Raw genomic sequence first — 18806 nt, forward strand, 5'->3', positions numbered from 1 at the left:
TGCCGCAAGAAAAATCATTTCGTGTTTTTGGACATGCCAAGGTAAAGTTTTACAACCGGGGCGCGTGCAAACCTCGGGTTCGGCACGAAACGACAAAGGCAGTGCTCAAAACAGAGGGACATAAATCATGACAACATCAACCATCGTGGTTGGGCTGGATGGAGGAGAGGCTGGCGCGCGTGCTCTGGCTTTTGCGACCACCCAGGCCAAACTGATCGGCTCGTGCGAGCTAAAGCTTGTTTACGTGATCGAATGGTCGCCGTTCAGCTTTCAGACTTCGGAGGAAAACGCGCAGCGTCACAAGCGGCGCGAAGAAGAATTGGCACTGGCCCGAGAGCGTATCGTCGAGCCCGCTGTCAAACAGGTAACCGATGATGGCGTTACCGTTCAGGGCATTGTGAGGCACGGTGATGTCGCTGACATACTGGATGACCTCGCAAAGAAACACGGTGCCCAGCAGATTGTGGTGGGTCGGGTCGGCTTGCGCGGTCTCAAAGAGCGCATGTTCGGCGGTGTCACAGGTCGCTTGGTTGTCGCATCAAGCGTGCCAGTCACGATTATTCCATGAAAGGGCTGACAATGAATAAGTTTTTGACAACGGGGCTCGGCGCGGTCGCGAGCACGGTCTTTCCCGCACTGGCATCGGCGCAAGATGCAGTCGGCATGGACCAACGCATCAATGACGTTTTTGCCGGATCGACCGGATGGTTCGTCAACCTGATCTTCATGTCCCTGCCGGGCACCAATTTCCCCTGGATCGTGTTGTGGCTGGTGGTGGCGGCGTCGGTGTTCACCCTGTATTTCGGGTTTATCCAGTTCTGGGCGTTCGGCCACGCCATATCCTTGGTAAAGGGCGATTATTCCGATCCCGATGATGCCGGCGAAGTCAGCCACTTTCAGGCACTGGCCACTGCGTTGTCCGGTACCGTCGGCCTGGGCAATATCGCGGGCGTTGCCGTCGCGGTCGGGATCGGAGGGCCGGGTGCCACGTTCTGGATGATCCTGGCCGGTTTGTTGGGGATGGCATCGAAGTTTACTGAATGCACATTGGGCGTGAAGTATCGCAATGAATACGACGATGGCACCGTTTCAGGCGGCCCGATGTATTACATGACCAAGGGTTTCAAGGAACGCGGTCTTCCACTGGGCGGTTTCCTGGCGATCGTCTTTTCAATCTTTACCATTGGCGGGGCTTTGGGCGGCGGAAACATGTTCCAGGCGAACCAGGCGCATGCGCAGATTGCCGGAATCTTGGGTGACTATCCCGGTTGGATCACGGGTATTATCTTTGCTGCCGTGGTGTTTGCCGTGATCGTGGGCGGAATCAAGTCCATCGCGAATGTCACGGAAAAGGTCGTGCCTTTCATGGGTGTCTTGTACGTGGGCGCGGCGCTGGTGATCCTGATCGTCGAATACGACAAGATAGGTTGGGCATTCGGCCAGATCTTCGCAGGTGCATTCACCGGGCTTGGCGTGGCCGGGGGCTTGGTTGGGGCCTTGATCCAGGGCTTTAAACGTGCTGCTTTCTCGAACGAGGCGGGCGTTGGGTCGGCGGCGATCGCGCACTCTGCGGTGCGTACCAAGGAACCCGTGACCGAAGGTGTTGTATCCTTGCTTGAACCATTCATCGACACGGTGGTGATCTGTACGATGACTGCGTTGGTCATCACTATATCAGGGGTTCTGGTCACGGACCCTGCCACGGGCCGTTTCATCCTGAACGAAGCCGGTACAGCGATCAAAACCGTAGACGGATCGAGCGGCGTACAATTGACGTCGGCGGCGTTTGCAACCGGGTTTAGCTGGTTCCCCTATATCCTGGCGATCGCAGTGGTGTTGTTTGCCTTTTCCACGATGATCAGTTGGTCGTATTATGGGCTGAAGGCATGGACCTATCTGTTTGGTGAAGGCAAAACCAAAGAGATCGTCTTTAAGGTAATCTTCTGTTTGTTCATCATCATAGGAGCTGCGGCCAACCTGGGCTCTGTCATCGACTTTTCCGATGCCATGATTTTTGCCATGGCCGTCGTGAACATTACAGCGTTGTACGTTCTCATGCCGATCGTGAAGCGCGAGATGAAAAGCTATTTTGCGCGTCTGAAATCGGGCGAGTTGAAGAAATTCACCGACTAGGCCGCGTATAACGCGATTGACAAAGGGGCTGTGCTGCCCTCCTTTCGGCCCCTGATGTATTTCGGGGGCCGTTCTATTTGGGCGATCATTTTCCATATGCCACGGCAGGACAGGTCATTGGCTTGCTCGGGGGGTCGTTTGACCCCGCGCACACCGGGCATGCGCACATCACGCGAGAGGCGCTGAAGCGTTTTGGCCTTGATCGGGTGTGGTGGTTGGTCAGTCCGGGCAACCCGCTCAAGGTGCACGGCCCCGCGCCGATGGAGCAGCGCCTGGCGCATGCACGCCAGATTATCCAGCATCCGCGTGTCGTACTGACCGATATCGAAGAACGCCTGGGGACCAGACATACGGCACAAACCCTGACCGCCCTGCGTGCGCGGTATCAGGGGGTTCGATTTGTGTGGCTCATGGGGGCGGATAACCTTGCGCAACTACATTTGTGGCAGAATTGGCAACACATCGTCGAGACGGTTCCTATCGGGGTTCTGGCCAGACCCGGTCAACGTATTTCCGCCCGAATGAGCCGGGCCGCATCGCTGTATGCAAAGTACCGGATCCCGGCGCAGCAAAGTCAGCTGTTGCGCAGCGCGGAACCTCCGGCGTGGTGTTTTGTAAATGTGCCGATGACCGATATCAGTTCAACGGCAATACGGGCTGCGGGTGCTTGGTCAGCGTAGTCGGGTCGACGCGATACCCGCAACCAGTATGACGCCCAGCCCCGCCCAAGTCAGCACATCAGGCAATGCCCCGAACAGCAGCCATCCCAGGGTAACAGCCGACAACAGCTGAAAATAGATCAACGGCGCTACTTTGGTGGCGGGAACCAACCGGTACGTATAGAGCATTAGCAGATTTCCCACCATAGAGCACGCCGCACTCACCACTGTCAGGCTCGCGATCGGCCCGGTTAGGTCAGGCAAATGTAAAAGCCCCCACGGCAAGAGAAGAAGGCCGCTGATCAAAAGCTGGCTGAAGGACAGGGATAGCGGCGGTGCCAAGTGCGACAGCCATCGCGACATGGTAAGAAATATTCCATAGAACGTACCCGCCGCCAAAGCCCACAGCAGCCCGATGCTGACCCCATACCCCGGTTGCACGACCAGCAAGACGCCCGCGAAACCTGCGACGATCAGGACGCTGCGGGCCAGCGTGATAGGTTCGCGCAGAAATATCGCGGCCAAGGTATAGCTTAGCAGCGGACCAATGAAGAACGCCGCAAACACATTCGCAACCTCTTCGGTTTGCAAAGCGGTTTGAATACTGGTGATGCCGCCACAGAGCATCGCGGCGCGAAGCCAGATGCGCCAGTTCCTAAAAAGCCGAAGCGTATCGGGCGGTACAAAAGGGAGCAGCAAGAATGTCCCGAACGCAAAGCGCGACCATGCCACGAACACTGGTGCTACGCCCAACTGCGACGTCATGATCTTGCCCGCGCTATCGCCGGCGGGAATCAGGGACATGGCGATGAACATAATTACGATGGCGCGCTGCATGCCATTGAGTTAGCACGGCCTTAACCCCATGAAAATGTGATTTGCAAGCGCTTGTATGCCGTGCCGACTCGGGTTTATGTCGACCATATGAAAAGAAATGTATCACGTCGTTTTTTCCTGGGGTCAGCTGCGGCTGGTCTATTGTCCCCTGCGGCCTTTGCCGCTCCGCCGACAACCTCACTGCGCCCCGTTTTAAGAGGCGATGATCTTTACCGGCAATCAATTCCCGAAGCCGCCGACATCATTGCGCAAGCCAAACTGAGCGGCCGGGTCAGCTTTGCCTTGGCCGATGCCAGCACCGGTGCGGTGCTGGAGCAGACCAATTCGCTGGTCGGGATGCCCCCAGCCAGCGTCACCAAAGCGATTACAGCGCTTTATGCATTGGATGTGCTTGGGGCTGATCACCAGTTCGAAACACGGCTGCTGGCCACCGGTGGCATAGTGAACGGCGAATTGCAGGGAGACCTTATTCTTGCGGGCGGGGCAGACCCCACGCTTAACACGGATTCACTGGCTGAAATGGCCGCGAAGTTGAAGCAGGCGGGCATCACCCGCGTTCGTGGCGCTTTCAAAGTGTACGAAAGTTATCTGCCGATGATCGACCGCATAGACCCCGACCAGCCGGATCATGTCGGATACAACCCAGCAGTCACCGGCGTGGCCTTGAACTATAATCGTGTTCATTTCGAGTGGAAGCGTAACAAGGATAGCTATGCCGTTACGATGGACGGGCGAAGCGGTAAATACCGCCCCGAAGTCGCAATGGCGGTGATGCAAATCCAGGACCGTGCTTCGCCGCTTTATACCTACACGGATAGTGGCGCGCGAGATGACTGGACGGTCGCGAAAAGAGCTTTGGGAAGCGGCGGGGCCAGATGGTTGCCTGTGCGCAAACCTGGCCTTTACGCCGGCGACATCTTTGCAACGATGGCCGGCGCTCAGGGGATTCGCTTGGCCCGCCCACAAATCATGGCGGGCCCGCTTGCCGGTACGGTCGTGGTCGTACAGAAAAGCGAAGCGTTGCGGGAAATATTGCGCGATATGCTTAAATACTCGACCAACCTGACAGCAGAGATGGCGGGGCTTGCGGCCACGACCGCACGTGGACGCCAACCTGAAACGCTAAAGGATTCCGCTGCCGAGATGAACCATTGGGCAAAGCAAAATCTGGGCATGGATGCCCCGGCGCTGGTCGATCATTCGGGCTTGGGCGAAGACAGCCGAATATCCGCTCGCGATATGACGACCGCTTTGGTCAAGGTTTATGGATCCGGTACTTTGAAACCGATCCTGAAAACGGTCAAACTTCGCGATTCCAAGGGCAGACCGATGTCCAATCACCCGATCAAGGTCGAAGCGAAAACTGGAACGCTTAATTTTGTTTCGGCGCTGGCCGGGTATATGACGGCTCCAAATGGTCGTGTCATGGCATTTGCGATATTCGCAGCCGACGAACCACGCCGCGCAACCTTGAGCCGCGCAGAACGCGAACGCCCCGAAGGCGGGCGGACATGGAACGGCCGTGCCAAGCGCTTGCAGCAAAGCCTGATCGAGCGTTGGGGCGCTTATCACGCCGCTTGAGGGCAGGCTTCGGACGGTTCGGAGGCAAGAGGCCCGTGCTGTTCAGACAAGATGTCGTGCTCGCGCACCCCGTTCAATTGCGGCCGCGTGCAAGCGGTCCAGCACAAGCTCATAGCGGATTTCTTCGAGAAGACGCAGTTCCGTTTCCTCTAGTTTCCCGTCTGCGGCTGCGACATCGCAAGCAAGGGCATAGGCTGTTTCGTTCAACCGATCAGGAAGCGCCCCTTTGATAAGACCGAACAGTGCATCAAGCCCGTCTTCTTGTTCGAACAAATCGAAAACCATCTGACTGACGGTGCTGATCCGGTCCAGGTCGTATCCCGAAAATATCGGAAGAGTATTTACAGCGCTTTGAATCTTAAGCAGTTCCGTCGTGCGAATATCTTCGTCCGACGCCGAGACCGCGATCATCAAGGCCACCAGGCAATCCTGAGCGCTCAGTGTCAGGGACGTGTCATCGTTCATAAGATACTCCTGTGAATAAAGGTCGTAGAGGTACAGATTATTGACGCCCCGTCGGGGACGCAATAGGTACAGCCTGCTTAGACACATGGGGTGTCGAGCACAATTGATGGAAACCAAAACATGTCGCAGATGCGTGAAGCAGCCCTAACCAGCAAAGCGTGGCCCTTCGAAGAAGCACGCCGGGTATTGAAACGCTACGCAAACAAGACCCCCGAGAAGGGGTATGTGTTATTTGAGACAGGTTATGGACCATCGGGTTTGCCTCATATCGGCACCTTTGGCGAAGTTGCACGCACCACGATGGTTCGCCGCGCTTTTGAAGTGATCAGCGACATTCCGACGCGTTTGATCTGTTTTTCCGATGATTTGGATGGGATGCGCAAGGTACCGGGCAATGTGCCGGACCCCGAGGCATTGGTGGAACATTTGCAGCGCCCCCTGACATCCGTGCCCGATCCGTTCGGGACGCACGACAGTTTTGGTGCCCATAACAATGCTATGCTACGTCGTTTTCTGGATACGTTTGGCTTTGAATACGAATTCATTTCGGCTACCGAGTTCTATCAGTCAGGCAAGTTCGACGAGGTGCTATTGCGTGCCGCCGAAAAATACGACGAGATTATGGCCGTCATGCTCAAGTCGCTGCGCGAAGAGCGCCGCCAGACCTATTCGATCTTCCTGCCGATCCACCCTGAAACGGGCAGGGTGATGTATGTGCCGATGAAAGCGGTCAACGCCAAGGACGGCACGATCACCTTCGACGATGAAGACGGCACCGAAATGACCCTGCCGCTGACCGGCGGCAATGTGAAGTTGCAGTGGAAGCCCGACTTTGGTGCCCGTTGGGCCGCCCTTGATGTCGACTTTGAGATGTACGGCAAGGATCACAGCACCAACACGCCGATCTATGACAGCATTTGCCGCATTTTGGGGAGCCGCCCGCCAGAGCATTTTACCTACGAGCTTTTTCTGGACCAGGACGGACACAAGATCTCGAAATCCTCTGGCAATGGACTGACGATCGACGAATGGTTGACCTATGCCAGCGCGGAATCGCTGTCGTATTTCATGTATCTCAAGCCCAAGACGGCCAAGCGCATGTATTTCGACGTGATCCCCAAGGCGGTGGACGAATATCACCAGCAATTGCGCGCTTATGAGACGCAGGACGACAAGGGCAAGCTGAACAACCCGGTTTGGCACATCCACGGGGGCGACGTGCCCACGTCGGATATGATCGTGCCGTTTTCAATGTTGCTGAACCTTGCATCGGTATCGTCAGCCGAAGAAAAATCGCAGCTGTGGGGCTTTATCCAGCGTTATGCGCCGGATGCGACGCCCGAAGGCAACCCCGGGATGGATGCCGCTGCCGGCCATGCGGTGCGCTACTACAATGATTTCGTGAAGCCCGCCAAAGTGTTCCGCGCCCCGTCAGATCTTGAGCGGGAAGCCTTGGAGGACCTGCGGGATCGGCTGAAAAGTTGGGACGGCGGGCTGGACGCCGAAGCGTTGCAAACGATGGTTTTCGCTGTCGGTAAAGAGCGGTTTGAACCTTTGCGCGACTGGTTCACAGCGCTGTATGAGGTGTTGCTGGGGGCCAGCCAAGGCCCACGGTTTGGCGGCTTTATCGCGCTTTATGGCGTCGACGAAACCATTGCTTTGATTGACGAGGCTCTGGCAGGCAACTTGACCACGGCGTGAAACTCTTGCCCTGTGATGTGCGTGGCTTAATCTGAAGTCACCACGTCATAGGGAGAAATGTGATGCGCGGCACCCTTCTGTCAAGCCTGTTCGGGATGGTTTTGATAGTGCTGACAACGTTTGGTGCCACGGCGCAGCAAGCTGATATAGAAAGCACGATTACCGGCCAGTTCGAAGCATTCAAGGCTGACGATTTCGAGGGGGCGTTTCAATTCGCCAGCCCCAATCTCCAGATGATGTTTCGGTCGGCTGAAAATTTCAAACGAATGGTGACGGCTGGCTACCCAATGGTCTGGAAACACTCAGAGTTCCGTTTTCTAGACCTCCGTGAGGCCGCCGGGACATGGTGGCAAAAGGTTCAGGTGACCGACCTGAAGGGGTTCACTTATCTACTGGACTATCAGATGGTTGAGACCCCGGATGGTTGGCGAATTGCAGCGGTTCAGCTTTTGGATGCACCAAGCGTTTCGGCCTGACCGCCACTGTGTATTGATCCGGAGAGACGCCGCAGGTTTGCCTTTTGGGCGTACGGTGTCGTCAGGTCCGTTTAACCTCGTTTGAATATTACCCCACCCGTGCCGGTCGAACGCCGGAGTGTTGCAATCGGTGGGGTGGCATATGTCTTGGCATCGCACCCTTAAGAAAGGGATGACGATGAACAAGGCAATTACAGATGGTCTGCTGCTGACACCCGCAGCGTTCGCAGGCGGGCTGGACATGTATTCCAGCGGCGACGGCACAGCGGGGTCAGACACCTATGCCAATGCGATCAACGCGGCGTTCATCCCAGCGGATCAGGACTTTGGTGGGGCGCTGGAACTGATCAAGACGCAGGCGACGCAAAAGTTGCGATATATGGGGCAAACACCGTTGCTACCCGGATGTTACTTGCGGATCACGGCCCGTGTGAAAGCGATCAGCGGCAACCTGCCCGCAGTGCGCATAGCGGGTTATCCGGCGTTAGGCGACGGTAGCCGTGTGGGCGGTCTGGTCGAATACGGTCCGTCTGTGCAGCTAACCAGCTATGGCGAGGAGGTCGAGGTCAGTGCGATTGTCGGCTCGGGCCTGCGTGGCGGCGTTGATATGGTATGGGGGATGAGGCCCGTCTATGGGCATTTTGGACTGGACCTGATCGGGCAGAATGGTGGGGTTGTCCGGATCGACGACCTGGAGGTCGAGGATGTCACCGGCGTCTTTCTGCGTGACATGCTGGCCCAGGTCGATGTGCGCGATTACGGTGCGGTCGGCGACGGCGTTACCGATGATAGGCCCGCGTTCGTGGCCGCCAATGCGGCCGCCCAAGGGCGCACGGTGCTGGTGCCCAAGGGGACATATCTGCTGAACGGGGACGTGACCTTTGATGCTCCTACCCGGTTTGAAGGGACGGTCACTATGCCAGTGTCAGCGGTACTGTTGTTGCGTCAGAATTTTGATTTGCCACATTACATCGACGCATTCGATAACGAGGAAATTGCGTTTCGCAAAGCATTTCAGGCCCTGTTGAACAATGCAGACCACGAATCGCTCGACTTGGGAGGGCGCAAGGTCAGCGTCACCGGACCGATTGACATGCAGGCCGCTACGCCGGATCGAACCAGCTATTCCACGCGCCGCGTTATCCGCAACGGACAGCTCGAGGCCGCCGCCAATGGATCATGGGAGACTGTTGTCGTCGATTCACAGGCTACTTATGCGCCGTCGGATGCACGCAAGCTGACCAATGTATCAAACGTTGCGAATGTTCCGGTAGGGGCGCTTGTCACCGGGGGCGGGGTTGGACGGGAAATCTATGTAAGGTCCAAGAATATAGCCACTCAGGAGATCACCCTGAACGCCCCGCTGTTTGACGCGGCGGGCACACAGAACTTCAGGTTTTCAAGATTTCAATACATACTGGATTTCAGCAACTATAGCTCGCTTAGCAAATTCGTGCTCTCTGACGTGGAGTTACAGTGCAATAACGTAGCAAGCGGTATCAATCTGGCCCCTGCCGGAACCATCTTTCATGTACGAGACTGCTTTATCTCTCGCCCCAAAGACCGGGGCATCACCTCGTCCGGCGGCGGCTGTCAGGGTATGTTCGTCGATCGCTGCCAGTTTCTGTCATCGGAAGACGCAATGGCGGTTTCGGACAGGAAATCCATCGCGATCAACTGCAACGCCAATGATGTGAAGCTTCGCGACAACCGTGCAACTCGTTTCAGGCATTTCGCTTTGCTTGGCGGACAGAATAACATCGTGACTGGCAACCATTTCTTTCAAGGAGACACGGTAAAAAATGGAATACGGTCAGCAGGTCTGATCATGGCGACACAGCATACTGCCAGTGTGATCAGCGGAAACTATGTCGACAATTGCTTTATTGAGTGGACCAACGAACAAGACGCTGCCCCGGAATACAGTAACGAATATTCTTTCAGCGCCCTTTCCATAACCGGCAATATTTTTCTGTCCGGCGAAGTCGCGCCATGGTTCAGCTATATCGTCATCAAACCGCATGGGGTCGGACACGTCATCAATGGGCTGACAATCAACGATAATCGGTTTCGCAGCATTAACGGGTTCATTGATCGCGTCGAACGTATCGACACCAGTTTTGCTGATATGGACTATTCCAAACTTCGAAACATCGAAATGAGCGGGAATTCATTTCACGGCATCAGCAACCCTGTTTCCAATCCGGTACAGGTTGAACATACCCAAGCCAGTCCTGCTCAAACGTGGATAGTGGATATTGCCGATCGCTTTCCGTTCGGCGGGTGGGCAATCGCAGTCGATAGTATTGTAATGGATGGGCCGGTGCGCGATGCGTCGAATATTGCGCAGCACACGACTCCTTATGTCATGACCGACCAAGGCGCTGATCGGAACCTTTTTCATCTGGTCTGGAATGCCAGTGTCAAAGGCTCCGTCTTTTTACAGGCGCGTATCGATAAACGCTGATGGCGTCGTCTGCCGTCACGCTTGCCGATGCATATCAGAAATTGCGCCAAAGCGAAAACTTCGCGGTCACACTGGTCGGGTCGCCGATCAGTGTTTCTGCCCCCACTTGCAGTCGGATACGGGGGCGGGATTTGAGCGGACGAAAAACGATCGAAGGTGCGAAATAGGTTGCATCGGCGTCTGCCGATCCGGAATGAAAGATCTGGAACATACCGGTTAGCCGCGGGGTGAAATTCACGCCCACTGTACCATCCATCTTGGCCAAATGTTCGCTTTTATACACATCCCACACCACCGAGGTGTCGATGGCCATCCATCCATTTATCCCGCTTAGACGGTAGCCGCGGCCCCATGAAATTCCTGCTTGGATGTTGGGCAGAATGAGGTCGCCGTTCCAATCCACCCCCATGCCGAGTTCGTAGGCCCAGACATTCGACCGCCGCTGTTCGACCAAGGGACGGCGGACAAAGAAGGACGCCGAACCTGATTGCAGACCTGACGCGGCAGTGTCAAAACCAAGCTCCGCTCCCAGCGTCAGGTCGTCTCGGACCCCGAATACCAGATATGTGGTCTGGGCCAGATCACGGCTTTGAGAAACGGTCGCTGTGGATGAAGTGAACCCAGTACCGCTTTCGCGCAACCAAGCTCCAGCAAAGGCAGCAGGACAAGAGAGCAGGAACAAGACTGTTGCTAACGCAAAACGCATGGTCGTGATGGCCCTTTCGGGTTTGACCATGGGTCGGGAGGCTTAACAAATTACTTATCGATTGAAGTAAATGCTATAGAAACGCCAAAAGGCCTGCAGGATAATGCAGGCCTTTCGGTGAGTTTATCAACTGTTATACGCGGACTTTGCCGCCGCGAGGTCCAGCAATAAGCCATACGATAAAGCCTACAACCGGGAAGATGATGATGCCAAGCACCCAAAGGATTTTGGAGAGTCCCGAGGCACCTGATGTGAAAACTTGATAAATCGCATATATGTCTGCGATGAGGATGATGAGACCGAGAATACCATATTCCATAGTGAATGCTCCTGCATTGCTAATGTCATTTACTGGTGAGACAACATTTCCATGGAATTAATGTTCCCGAAAAAGTTACTGGAACAATTTCGTGAATGAAGGAGTTGCCCTTCCAATCGCCCCTCGGGGCATGAATGGATCGGAAGGAAATACTATGAAAACCTCTACAGCTGTAATCGGTGGACTGGCCGCGGTCGTGGTGATCGCAATCGGCGTATACATGGTCGATATTGATCAGACTGAAGAAGGTCGTCTGCCCAATGTGGACGTGTCCGTAGAGGGTGGAAACCTACCTGAATTCGAAGCGAAAACCGGGTCGGTTAATGTCACCAAGGAAGAGGTTGACGTCACAGTTCCAAAGGTCGAAGTCACCACTGAAGAAAAATCTGTGACGGTGCCCGGAGTGAGCATCACTCCTCCGTCCGAGTAATTCAATAGACCTGCAACGCTAGCAAGGCCGCCAGTTGAAAGTTTCAGCTGGCGGCCTTGTCTATTTAATCGCGGTGTAATTCTGTGGCAGGCTTTGCCCCGTTGTCACCATCAGAGTTAAAGGTGAGGGTGACGGTATCCCCCGCCTGCAAATCCGAGGGCACCATGGTTTTGGCGTCTAGTGTCCAGACCGATTTGTCCTTGAAAACAATTACATTTGCCAGCCGGTCGTACGCGATGATTGTCCCAGATGTTTGGTCTGCAAACGCAGATGTGGAAAAAACAGCTAGAGTAAGGGCGGTGGCGGTAAACAGGCGCATTTGAAATCCTCCGATTAGGCGCAGAATCCACAGGTGGGATGCCGAGCGGTATTATACACGTTCCGACGTCACCGTGAGACAAATATGATGCCAGCGTGCCATAGAGCCGTACATCGGAACTGAAAGCGCAATAAGCTGGTTGGATTTGCGTAGCTCTTCCGATGTGAAAGGAACCGGAAATGAAAGCCCAATCCAAAGCTCAACAGCGCGCCGCTGGTGCGGCACTCTCCGCAAAGCGCGGTGAAACCAAGGTCAAGGATCTCCAAGGGGCGTCCAAGGACATGTATGACAGCATGACGGAAGACGAACTGGAGGAGATGGCTTCGACCAAGCACGATGGGTTGCCCGAGGACGTCGACGATAAGGCCTAGCGTCTGCCCCCGTATCGCGACTTGCCTCCGCGCATTCCGCCACGTCCGGCTGTGGACCGTCCCGACGCTTTTTGGGCATTGTCCACGGCCTTGTCCACTGCGTATTGTCGCGCCAGAGGGTCATCCGAAATTACCAGGTCCACCGCTTCTAAACGCTTGACCTCATCGCGAAGACGCGCGGCTTCCTCAAATTCGAGGTTTTCAGCCGCTTTCCGCATATCAGTGCGTAACCCGTCAAGTACAGTTTGCAGATTGCCGCCCGCCAACGGATTGTCGATCTTGGCGGTAACGCGATTCATGTCCACGTCGCCTTTATAGAGACCGGCAAGGATGTCTTCGACGTTCTTTTTGACCGTAGTCGGCGTGATGCCGTGTTCTTCGTTGTACGCCAGCTGCTTGATGCGACGACGGTCCGTTTCGCCAATCGCCCGCTCCATCGAGCCGGTGATGCGGTCGGCATACATGATCACGCGGCCTTCGGCGTTCCGCGCGGCCCGACCGATGGTCTGGATCAGCGAAGTTTCCGAGCGCAGGAACCCTTCCTTATCCGCATCAAGAATCGCCACCAGACCGCATTCGGGGATGTCCAGACCCTCGCGCAGAAGGTTGATCCCGATCAGCACATCAAACGCGCCAAGCCGCAGGTCGCGCAGGATTTCGATGCGTTCGATCGTGTCGATATCGCTGTGCATATAGCGCACGCGGATGCCCTGTTCGTGCATGTATTCGGTCAGATCTTCGGCCATGCGCTTGGTCAGTACGGTACAAAGCGTGCGATAACCATCCGCGGCGACCTTGCGCACCTCGTCGAGCAGATCGTCGACCTGCATCTCGACCGGACGGATTTCGATTTTGGGGTCGATCAGGCCGGTGGGGCGGATGATCTGTTCCGCAAAAACGCCGCCAGCCTGTTCGATCTCCCACGCGGCGGGGGTGGCGGAAACAAAAACCGACTGCGGGCGCATCGCATCCCATTCCTCGAACTTAAGCGGGCGGTTGTCCATGCAGGACGGCAGGCGGAACCCATGTTCGGCCAGCGTGAATTTTCGGCGGTAGTCGCCTTTGTACATCCCGCCGATCTGCGGCACGGAAACATGGCTTTCGTCAGCGAATACAATGGCGTTATCGGGGATGAATTCAAACAGGGTGGGGGGCGGTTCGCCCGGTGCGCGGCCCGTCAGATAGCGCGAATAGTTTTCGATGCCGTTGCAAACACCGGTTGCCTCGAGCATCTCAAGGTCAAAGCTGCATCGCTGTTCAAGCCGCTGAGCTTCCAGCAACTTCCCTTCGGCGACGAGCTGGTCCAGCCGCATCCGCAGCTCTTTCTTGATGCCGATGATCGCTTGGTTCATCGTCGGTTTCGGCGTCACATAGTGGCTGTTGGCATATACCCTGATCTGGTCAAACGTGCCGGTTTTCTCACCCGTAAGAGGGTCGAATTCGGTGATGCTTTCCAGCTCTTCGCCAAAGAATGACAACCGCCATGCCCGATCCTCAAGGTGGGCCGGAAAGATTTCAAGGCTGTCGCCACGCACGCGGAAGGTGCCGCGCTGAAAGGCGGCGTCATTGCGCTTATATGCTTGCGCGATCAGGTCGGCGATTACTTGACGCTGGTCGTAAGACGACCCCGTTTTCAAATCCTGCGTCATCGCGCCATAGGTCTCGACCGAGCCGATACCGTAGATACACGAGACCGACGCGATGATGATCACGTCATCGCGTTCCAACAGCGCGCGCGTGGCAGAATGGCGCATCCGGTCGATCTGTTCGTTGATCTGCGATTCTTTTTCGATAAACGTGTCAGAGCGCGCGACATACGCTTCAGGCTGATAATAGTCATAATAGCTGACAAAATATTCGACAGCGTTATCGGGAAAAAAACCTTTGAATTCACCATAAAGCTGCGCCGCCAAAGTCTTGTTCGGGGCAAGGATGATCGCCGGTCGCTGGGTCGCTTCGATCACTTTCGCCATGGTAAATGTCTTGCCGGTTCCGGTCGCGCCCAACAGAACCTGGTCGCGTTCGCCCGCAAGAATACCTTCGGCAAGCTCTTTGATGGCTGTAGGTTGATCACCTGCGGGATCAAATTCGGTCGACAGCACGAACTTCTTGCCGCCCTCAAGCTTGGGGCGCTCGCGCACATTTGGCGCGGGGTTGGCAAGGTAAACATCCTTGCGTTCGGGCAAGCTGTCAGAATGAGCGTAGGCCATAACTTCGTCCTTTGGGGGTGCCTCCTAAGGTGTCATGTTTTTCCTCATGTTCAAGGGGCAGACATACCTGCGCACCTTTGAAAGGGTTATTTCATTAGTCTTTTGCGGTTCGCGCGAACTTTCTTGCTGACCGGGACCATCGCTGCGGTCAGGATCTGATCGGGACGCCCACCCGCAATCGCGGCTTGGGCGGCTGCCTGATAAGCCTTGAACATCGCCGGGCCTTTTTCATTCACCATACGCGAGTTTTCACCGCGCGCGTGTGGCAAGGCACCAACCATTCCCATCAGGCGCATCGCCATTACAGTTTGCGTATCCAGCATAAGCGAAACCAGTTTCGCATTAAGCGACAGTAGTGTGATCGGATTCATTTGTTTGCTCCATTCGCATGACCTGAATATATGCTGCAATGCAGCGTATGTAATGTGAAATCGACGCACATAGCTGTGATCCCTTGATCCTGACCTGCAAATGCCAGATAAACCGTCACAACTCAGCGGAGATTCAGCAATGCGCGCACGTATTTATCAACCTGCAAGAACAGCAATGTCATCTGGTACCGCCAAGACACATACGTGGCTGCTGGAGTTCGATCAGGAAACTGCGCGCAGTATTGACCCTTTGATGGGGTGGACGTCATCGGATGACACGCAGACTCAGGTCAGGCTGCGTTTTGAAACCAAGGATGACGCGTTGGAGTACGCGCGCGGTCACGGCCTTGATGTGATTGTACAGCAGCCCAACAAGCGCCGGGCCAACATTCGCCCCGGCGGGTATGGCGAAAACTTTGCAACAGCCCGTCGCGGTGCCTGGACCCACTAAGGTTTGCTTTGTCGGTATGAATCGCAGTGCGATAACTGCGATCGCAGCATGCACATCATGTCGTAATGCTGGGTGTCGGCTATGTCCGGCTTCATCCCGACGCTTGACGATCCGCCGCCCAACGATCGCGCTTGCTGCCGGACCGCTGCCAAAATCCACCGTTGCACGCAGGTGCCAATGATAAGCCGCTATCATTGATAACCGGGCTTGCCATGCAATCCCCTGTTGCGGCGACGATGTGGCCTGCCTTTACAATAATTACAGAAACACCCTTGACCTTCCAGTTGCTGGAAGCACCATCTAGGGCAGGATTAGGTAAAAGGGGCCCCTTATGAGCAGCGAAAAGTCACTTTCATTTGCAGTCGGCGAAATGAGTTGCGGATCATGTGTCGGCCGGGTTGAAAACGCACTAAAAGATGTGCCGGGGATCGAAACAACCAATGTCAATTTGGCGTCTGAAACCGCGACCGTGACGGTTGACGACAGCTTTCAGACCACTGCACTTACCGCCGCACTTGATGCAGCCGGCTATCCCGCGAGCGTGAGCACCTACCGCATGTCCATCGAAAACATGTCTTGCGCTTCGTGTGTCGGGCGGGTTGAAAACGCGCTTACCCCTTTGGCAGGGGTGATATCGGTTTCGGTCAACCTTGCCAAAGAAGAGGCCACGATCCGTGTTCTGGGCACTACAGTTACACCGGCTGAACTTGTCAAAGCCGCCGCTGACGCTGGCTATCCTGCACGTTTGGTGACTGATGACCGCGACGCCACGGCGGTTACAGACCGCAAGGCACATGAGGCGGCGCTGATCAAACGCAGAACGATAATTGCCGCGATCCTGACGCTTCCGGTGTTCACAATGGAGATGGGCAGTCACATCTTTCCCGTGATACATGATTTCGCGATGAATACATTGGGGATGCAGACAAATTGGATGATCCAGTTTGTGCTGACCACGATCATTCTGGCGGGGCCTGGTCGCCAGTTCTATGTCAAAGGGGTTCCCGCGCTGATCAAGCTTGCCCCCGATATGAATTCGCTAGTGGCCCTTGGGTCATTTGCCGCCTGGGCATTTTCCACCGTGGCGGTTTTTGTCCCGTCGGTTCTGCCGGAAGGCACCCGTGTGGTCTATTTTGAGGCCGCGGCCGTCATCGTAACCTTGATCCTGCTGGGTCGTTACCTGGAGGCGCGTGCGAAGGGGCGTACAGGACAGGCAATCCGTAAACTGGTAGGGCTTCGGGCGAAATCCGCGCGGGTCGAACGGGATGGTGTGTTTGTTGATGTCCCGTTTGACGATATCGTCTCGGGCGATTTGATCCAGGTCCGTCCGGGCGAAAAGATCGCCGTCGACGGGGTGGTTATCCAGGGGGAATCGTATGTCGATGAAAGCATGATCTCGGGCGAACCGATCCCGGTCGAGAAGACCGCGGATGCCGAAGTCGTCGGGGGTACCGTGAATGGTACCGGTGCCTTGACGTTCAGGGCGACCAAGGTCGGGGGCGACACGATGCTCGCTCAGATTATCCGAATGGTCGAAGAGGCGCAGGGAGCCAAGCTGCCTATTCAGGATTTGGTTAATCGTATCACACTTTGGTTTGTGCCCGCGGTGATGGCGATCGCACTTGTCACTTTCTTGACGTGGCTGCTGATTGGTCCTGCACCGGCGCTGAGCTTTGCCTTGGTGGCCAGCGTCGCCGTGTTGATCATCGCATGCCCCTGCGCCATGGGTCTGGCAACGCCGACATCTATCATGGTGGGAACGGGGCGTGCGGCCGAACTGGGGGTGCTGTTCCGGCAAGGTGATGCGCTGCAAACCCTCAGCAGTGTCGGAACGGTCGCGCTGGACAAAACCGGTACCTTGACCGAGGGCCGGCCGGAACTGACAGATTTCACCCTTCTGAATGATTTCGATCACGCAGACGTCTTGCGTATGGTCGCGTCGGTCGAGGTTCGGTCAGAACACCCCATTGCGGCTGCAATCGTTCGTCGTGCCGAACAGACCGGGTTGTCACTGGCCGAGGTGGAAACCTTTGATTCGATTACCGGCTATGGGGTGAGCGCCGTGATAGAGGGGCGAACCATAATGGTGGGCGCAGACCGGCTCATGGAAAAGCAGGGTATTGATCTTGGTGATACCGCGGCTATCGCGGAACAGTTGGGGCAAGCAGGTAAAACACCGCTCTACGCCGCGATAGATGGCCAGCTTGCTGCGATCATCGCCGTATCGGATCCGATCAAGCCTACGACAGCCGAGGCGATATCGGCCCTGCACAGTCTTGGCCTGAAGGTTGCAATGATCACTGGCGACAATCGCGCGACGGCCAATGCTATTGCGGCACGACTGGGGGTGGATACCGTCATCGCCGAGGTCCTGCCGGAAGGCAAAGTGGACGCAGTTGCACAGTTGAAAGCGCAAGGCGGAAAGGTTGCCTTTGTGGGTGACGGTATCAACGATGCGCCTGCTCTGGCCGCCGCGGATGTCGGCGTGGCGATCGGTACAGGCACGGATGTGGCAATCGAAGCTGCAGATGTTGTTCTGATGTCCGGGGATCTGCGGGGTGTGGTGAACGCCTTGCATATCAGCCAACGGACGATGGCGAACATCCGCCAGAACCTGTTCTGGGCGTTCAGCTATAACGCGCTTTTGATTCCCGTTGCAGCCGGAGTGTTTTACCCTGTGTTTGGCTTGATGCTGTCGCCTGCCCTGGCCGCCGGTGCCATGTCGCTGTCGAGTGTTTTCGTGCTGACCAACGCGCTTCGCTTACGGTGGGTCAGCGCGGTTCTAGCTGACGAAAAACCCGGTGCCAGCAAGAACGGCACCGCATTTCCATCGCCATCGCAAGTGGAGGCATAACAGATGAATATCGGTGAAGTGTCCAAAAAAGCCGCGCTACCGGCAAAGACAATTCGGTATTACGAAGACATTGGGCTTATCACGCCTCTGCGCGACCCCAATGGCTATCGATGTTTTCGTGACGCCGACATGCACAAGCTTGCCTTTCTTGGGCGCGCGCGCACCTTGGGGTTTACGATAGAAGATTGCCGTGCATTGCTGGCGCTTTGGAATGATCAGAGCAGGGCAAGCGCAGATGTGCGGTCTATCGCCAAGGAACACTTGGCGCAGGTCGAAAAGAAGATCAGTGACCTTCAGGAAATCAGGGATACGTTATCTCATCTTGTACGCGAATGCGTGGGCGACGAGCGGCCCGATTGCCCGATCCTGAAGTCGCTTGAGGAGTTCCCCAGCCGTGAACATGCATGACTGATTGTCGAATAAACGCGACGGACCGGTCGTGGTTTGTCAGTGGTT

At 55.9% G+C, this 18806-nt stretch carries 19 protein-coding genes; 12 read left to right on the top strand and 7 right to left on the bottom strand.

Translation table 11 applies throughout. From position 1 onward, the window contains the following. Positions 1 to 127 precede the first annotated feature (127 nt). The 3 genes from AC13DE_RS15535 to AC13DE_RS15545 all read left to right on the top strand — a co-directional run bounded on the left by AC13DE_RS15535 (position 128) and on the right by AC13DE_RS15545 (position 2813). Positions 128 to 568 (top strand): universal stress protein, encoded by a 441-nt coding sequence (locus AC13DE_RS15535; RefSeq protein WP_446297358.1) that lies wholly within the window; start codon positions 128 to 130, stop codon positions 566 to 568. 11 nt (positions 569 to 579) lie between these two features. Continuing rightward, on the top strand, positions 580 to 2133 hold the full coding sequence (locus AC13DE_RS15540) for an alanine/glycine:cation symporter family protein (RefSeq protein ID WP_483048348.1): 1554 nt from the start codon (positions 580 to 582) through the stop codon (positions 2131 to 2133). 77 nt (positions 2134 to 2210) lie between these two features. Then, positions 2211 to 2813, top strand: coding sequence for a nicotinate-nucleotide adenylyltransferase (locus tag AC13DE_RS15545; protein ID WP_446297356.1), 603 nt, complete (start codon positions 2211 to 2213; stop codon positions 2811 to 2813). On the opposite strand, the gene AC13DE_RS15550 is transcribed toward AC13DE_RS15545, so the two are convergent. Continuing rightward, a complete protein-coding gene (locus AC13DE_RS15550) occupies positions 2805 to 3629 on the bottom strand; it encodes a DMT family transporter (protein ID WP_446306003.1) in 825 nt (274 codons plus the stop codon). The two genes, AC13DE_RS15545 and AC13DE_RS15550, sit on opposite strands and share 9 nt — an antisense overlap. 87 nt (positions 3630 to 3716) lie before the next feature. Between AC13DE_RS15550 and dacB the strand changes: the two genes are divergently transcribed. After that, positions 3717 to 5210: a D-alanyl-D-alanine carboxypeptidase/D-alanyl-D-alanine endopeptidase gene (gene dacB / locus AC13DE_RS15555; protein WP_483048349.1), complete on the top strand. Its 1494-nt coding sequence runs from the start codon at positions 3717 to 3719 to the stop codon at positions 5208 to 5210. Positions 5211 to 5252: 42 nt separating this feature from the next. Here dacB and AC13DE_RS15560 read toward each other — a convergent pair whose 3' ends face one another. Next, the gene (locus AC13DE_RS15560) at positions 5253 to 5675 is read right to left on the bottom strand and encodes a tellurite resistance TerB family protein (protein WP_446297353.1); all 423 of its coding nucleotides are present in this window, start codon (positions 5673 to 5675) and stop codon (positions 5253 to 5255) included. Positions 5676 to 5795: 120 nt separating this feature from the next. Here AC13DE_RS15560 and AC13DE_RS15565 point away from each other — a divergent pair, with 120 nt between their 5' ends. The 3 genes from AC13DE_RS15565 (at position 5796) to AC13DE_RS15575 (ending at position 10319) form a co-directional block, all read left to right on the top strand. Next, positions 5796 to 7376, top strand: coding sequence for a lysine--tRNA ligase (locus AC13DE_RS15565; protein ID WP_483048350.1), 1581 nt, complete (start codon positions 5796 to 5798; stop codon positions 7374 to 7376). Between the two features lie 62 nt (positions 7377 to 7438). Further along, complete coding sequence (locus AC13DE_RS15570; RefSeq protein WP_446297351.1) at positions 7439 to 7852, top strand: DUF4864 domain-containing protein; 414 nt, start codon at positions 7439 to 7441, stop codon at positions 7850 to 7852. 178 nt (positions 7853 to 8030) lie between these two features. After that, positions 8031 to 10319 (top strand): glycosyl hydrolase family 28-related protein, encoded by a 2289-nt coding sequence (locus AC13DE_RS15575; RefSeq protein WP_483048351.1) that lies wholly within the window; start codon positions 8031 to 8033, stop codon positions 10317 to 10319. Between the two features lie 34 nt (positions 10320 to 10353). Here AC13DE_RS15575 and AC13DE_RS15580 read toward each other — a convergent pair whose 3' ends face one another. Together AC13DE_RS15580 and AC13DE_RS15585 are read right to left on the bottom strand one after the other, a co-directional pair. After that, positions 10354 to 11025: a hypothetical protein gene (locus AC13DE_RS15580; protein WP_483048352.1), complete on the bottom strand. Its 672-nt coding sequence runs from the start codon at positions 11023 to 11025 to the stop codon at positions 10354 to 10356. 133 nt (positions 11026 to 11158) lie between these two features. Then, complete coding sequence (locus AC13DE_RS15585; RefSeq protein ID WP_483048353.1) at positions 11159 to 11344, bottom strand: PLDc N-terminal domain-containing protein; 186 nt, start codon at positions 11342 to 11344, stop codon at positions 11159 to 11161. 154 nt (positions 11345 to 11498) lie between these two features. Between AC13DE_RS15585 and AC13DE_RS15590 the strand changes: the two genes are divergently transcribed. Beyond that, positions 11499 to 11774, top strand: a complete 276-nt coding sequence (locus AC13DE_RS15590) for a hypothetical protein (protein ID WP_446297347.1) — start codon at positions 11499 to 11501, stop codon at positions 11772 to 11774. A gap of 64 nt (positions 11775 to 11838) precedes the next feature. On the opposite strand, the gene AC13DE_RS15595 is transcribed toward AC13DE_RS15590, so the two are convergent. After that, the gene (locus AC13DE_RS15595; protein ID WP_483048354.1) at positions 11839 to 12093 is read right to left on the bottom strand and encodes a hypothetical protein; all 255 of its coding nucleotides are present in this window, start codon (positions 12091 to 12093) and stop codon (positions 11839 to 11841) included. Positions 12094 to 12272: 179 nt separating this feature from the next. Between AC13DE_RS15595 and AC13DE_RS15600 the strand changes: the two genes are divergently transcribed. After that, entirely contained in the window at positions 12273 to 12464 is a 192-nt protein-coding gene (locus tag AC13DE_RS15600) for a DUF3008 family protein (protein ID WP_446297345.1), read from the top strand. On the opposite strand, the gene uvrB is transcribed toward AC13DE_RS15600, so the two are convergent. Continuing rightward, positions 12461 to 14674: an excinuclease ABC subunit UvrB gene (gene uvrB / locus AC13DE_RS15605; protein WP_446306270.1), complete on the bottom strand. Its 2214-nt coding sequence runs from the start codon at positions 14672 to 14674 to the stop codon at positions 12461 to 12463. The genes AC13DE_RS15600 and uvrB overlap by 4 nt on opposite strands. 86 nt (positions 14675 to 14760) lie before the next feature. After that, positions 14761 to 15045, bottom strand: a complete 285-nt coding sequence (locus AC13DE_RS15610; protein ID WP_446313119.1) for an antifreeze protein — start codon at positions 15043 to 15045, stop codon at positions 14761 to 14763. Between the two features lie 139 nt (positions 15046 to 15184). Between AC13DE_RS15610 and AC13DE_RS15615 the strand changes: the two genes are divergently transcribed. From AC13DE_RS15615 to cueR, 3 genes are all read left to right on the top strand, one after another. Continuing rightward, positions 15185 to 15496: an ETC complex I subunit gene (locus AC13DE_RS15615; RefSeq protein WP_483048355.1), complete on the top strand. Its 312-nt coding sequence runs from the start codon at positions 15185 to 15187 to the stop codon at positions 15494 to 15496. A 331-nt stretch (positions 15497 to 15827) separates the two neighbouring features. Then, entirely contained in the window at positions 15828 to 18350 is a 2523-nt protein-coding gene (locus AC13DE_RS15620) for a heavy metal translocating P-type ATPase (protein ID WP_446313118.1), read from the top strand. A 3-nt stretch (positions 18351 to 18353) separates the two neighbouring features. Further along, the gene (gene cueR / locus AC13DE_RS15625; protein WP_446297872.1) at positions 18354 to 18758 is read left to right on the top strand and encodes a Cu(I)-responsive transcriptional regulator; all 405 of its coding nucleotides are present in this window, start codon (positions 18354 to 18356) and stop codon (positions 18756 to 18758) included. Positions 18759 to 18806: the final 48 nt, after the last annotated feature.

The sequence above is a fragment of the Sulfitobacter sp. L-8 genome (genome assembly GCF_056859255.1).

Excerpts from the sequence above, each read along its gene's own strand:
- AC13DE_RS15535 (WP_446297358.1), top strand. The coding sequence starts at position 128 with ATGACAACATCAACCATCGTGGTTGGGCTGGATGGAGGAGAGGCTGGC.
- AC13DE_RS15540 (WP_483048348.1), top strand. The coding sequence starts at position 580 with ATGAATAAGTTTTTGACAACGGGGCTCGGCGCGGTCGCGAGCACGGTC.
- AC13DE_RS15550 (WP_446306003.1), bottom strand. The coding sequence starts at position 3,629 with ATGCAGCGCGCCATCGTAATTATGTTCATCGCCATGTCCCTGATTCCC.
- dacB (WP_483048349.1), top strand. The coding sequence starts at position 3,717 with ATGAAAAGAAATGTATCACGTCGTTTTTTCCTGGGGTCAGCTGCGGCT.
- AC13DE_RS15560 (WP_446297353.1), bottom strand. The coding sequence starts at position 5,675 with ATGAACGATGACACGTCCCTGACACTGAGCGCTCAGGATTGCCTGGTG.
- AC13DE_RS15565 (WP_483048350.1), top strand. The coding sequence starts at position 5,796 with ATGTCGCAGATGCGTGAAGCAGCCCTAACCAGCAAAGCGTGGCCCTTC.
- AC13DE_RS15570 (WP_446297351.1), top strand. The coding sequence starts at position 7,439 with ATGCGCGGCACCCTTCTGTCAAGCCTGTTCGGGATGGTTTTGATAGTG.
- AC13DE_RS15575 (WP_483048351.1), top strand. The coding sequence starts at position 8,031 with ATGAACAAGGCAATTACAGATGGTCTGCTGCTGACACCCGCAGCGTTC.
- AC13DE_RS15580 (WP_483048352.1), bottom strand. The coding sequence starts at position 11,025 with ATGCGTTTTGCGTTAGCAACAGTCTTGTTCCTGCTCTCTTGTCCTGCT.
- AC13DE_RS15585 (WP_483048353.1), bottom strand. The coding sequence starts at position 11,344 with ATGGAATATGGTATTCTCGGTCTCATCATCCTCATCGCAGACATATAT.
- AC13DE_RS15590 (WP_446297347.1), top strand. The coding sequence starts at position 11,499 with ATGAAAACCTCTACAGCTGTAATCGGTGGACTGGCCGCGGTCGTGGTG.
- AC13DE_RS15595 (WP_483048354.1), bottom strand. The coding sequence starts at position 12,093 with ATGCGCCTGTTTACCGCCACCGCCCTTACTCTAGCTGTTTTTTCCACA.
- AC13DE_RS15600 (WP_446297345.1), top strand. The coding sequence starts at position 12,273 with ATGAAAGCCCAATCCAAAGCTCAACAGCGCGCCGCTGGTGCGGCACTC.
- uvrB (WP_446306270.1), bottom strand. The coding sequence starts at position 14,674 with ATGGCCTACGCTCATTCTGACAGCTTGCCCGAACGCAAGGATGTTTAC.
- AC13DE_RS15610 (WP_446313119.1), bottom strand. The coding sequence starts at position 15,045 with ATGAATCCGATCACACTACTGTCGCTTAATGCGAAACTGGTTTCGCTT.
- AC13DE_RS15615 (WP_483048355.1), top strand. The coding sequence starts at position 15,185 with ATGCGCGCACGTATTTATCAACCTGCAAGAACAGCAATGTCATCTGGT.
- AC13DE_RS15620 (WP_446313118.1), top strand. The coding sequence starts at position 15,828 with ATGAGCAGCGAAAAGTCACTTTCATTTGCAGTCGGCGAAATGAGTTGC.
- cueR (WP_446297872.1), top strand. The coding sequence starts at position 18,354 with ATGAATATCGGTGAAGTGTCCAAAAAAGCCGCGCTACCGGCAAAGACA.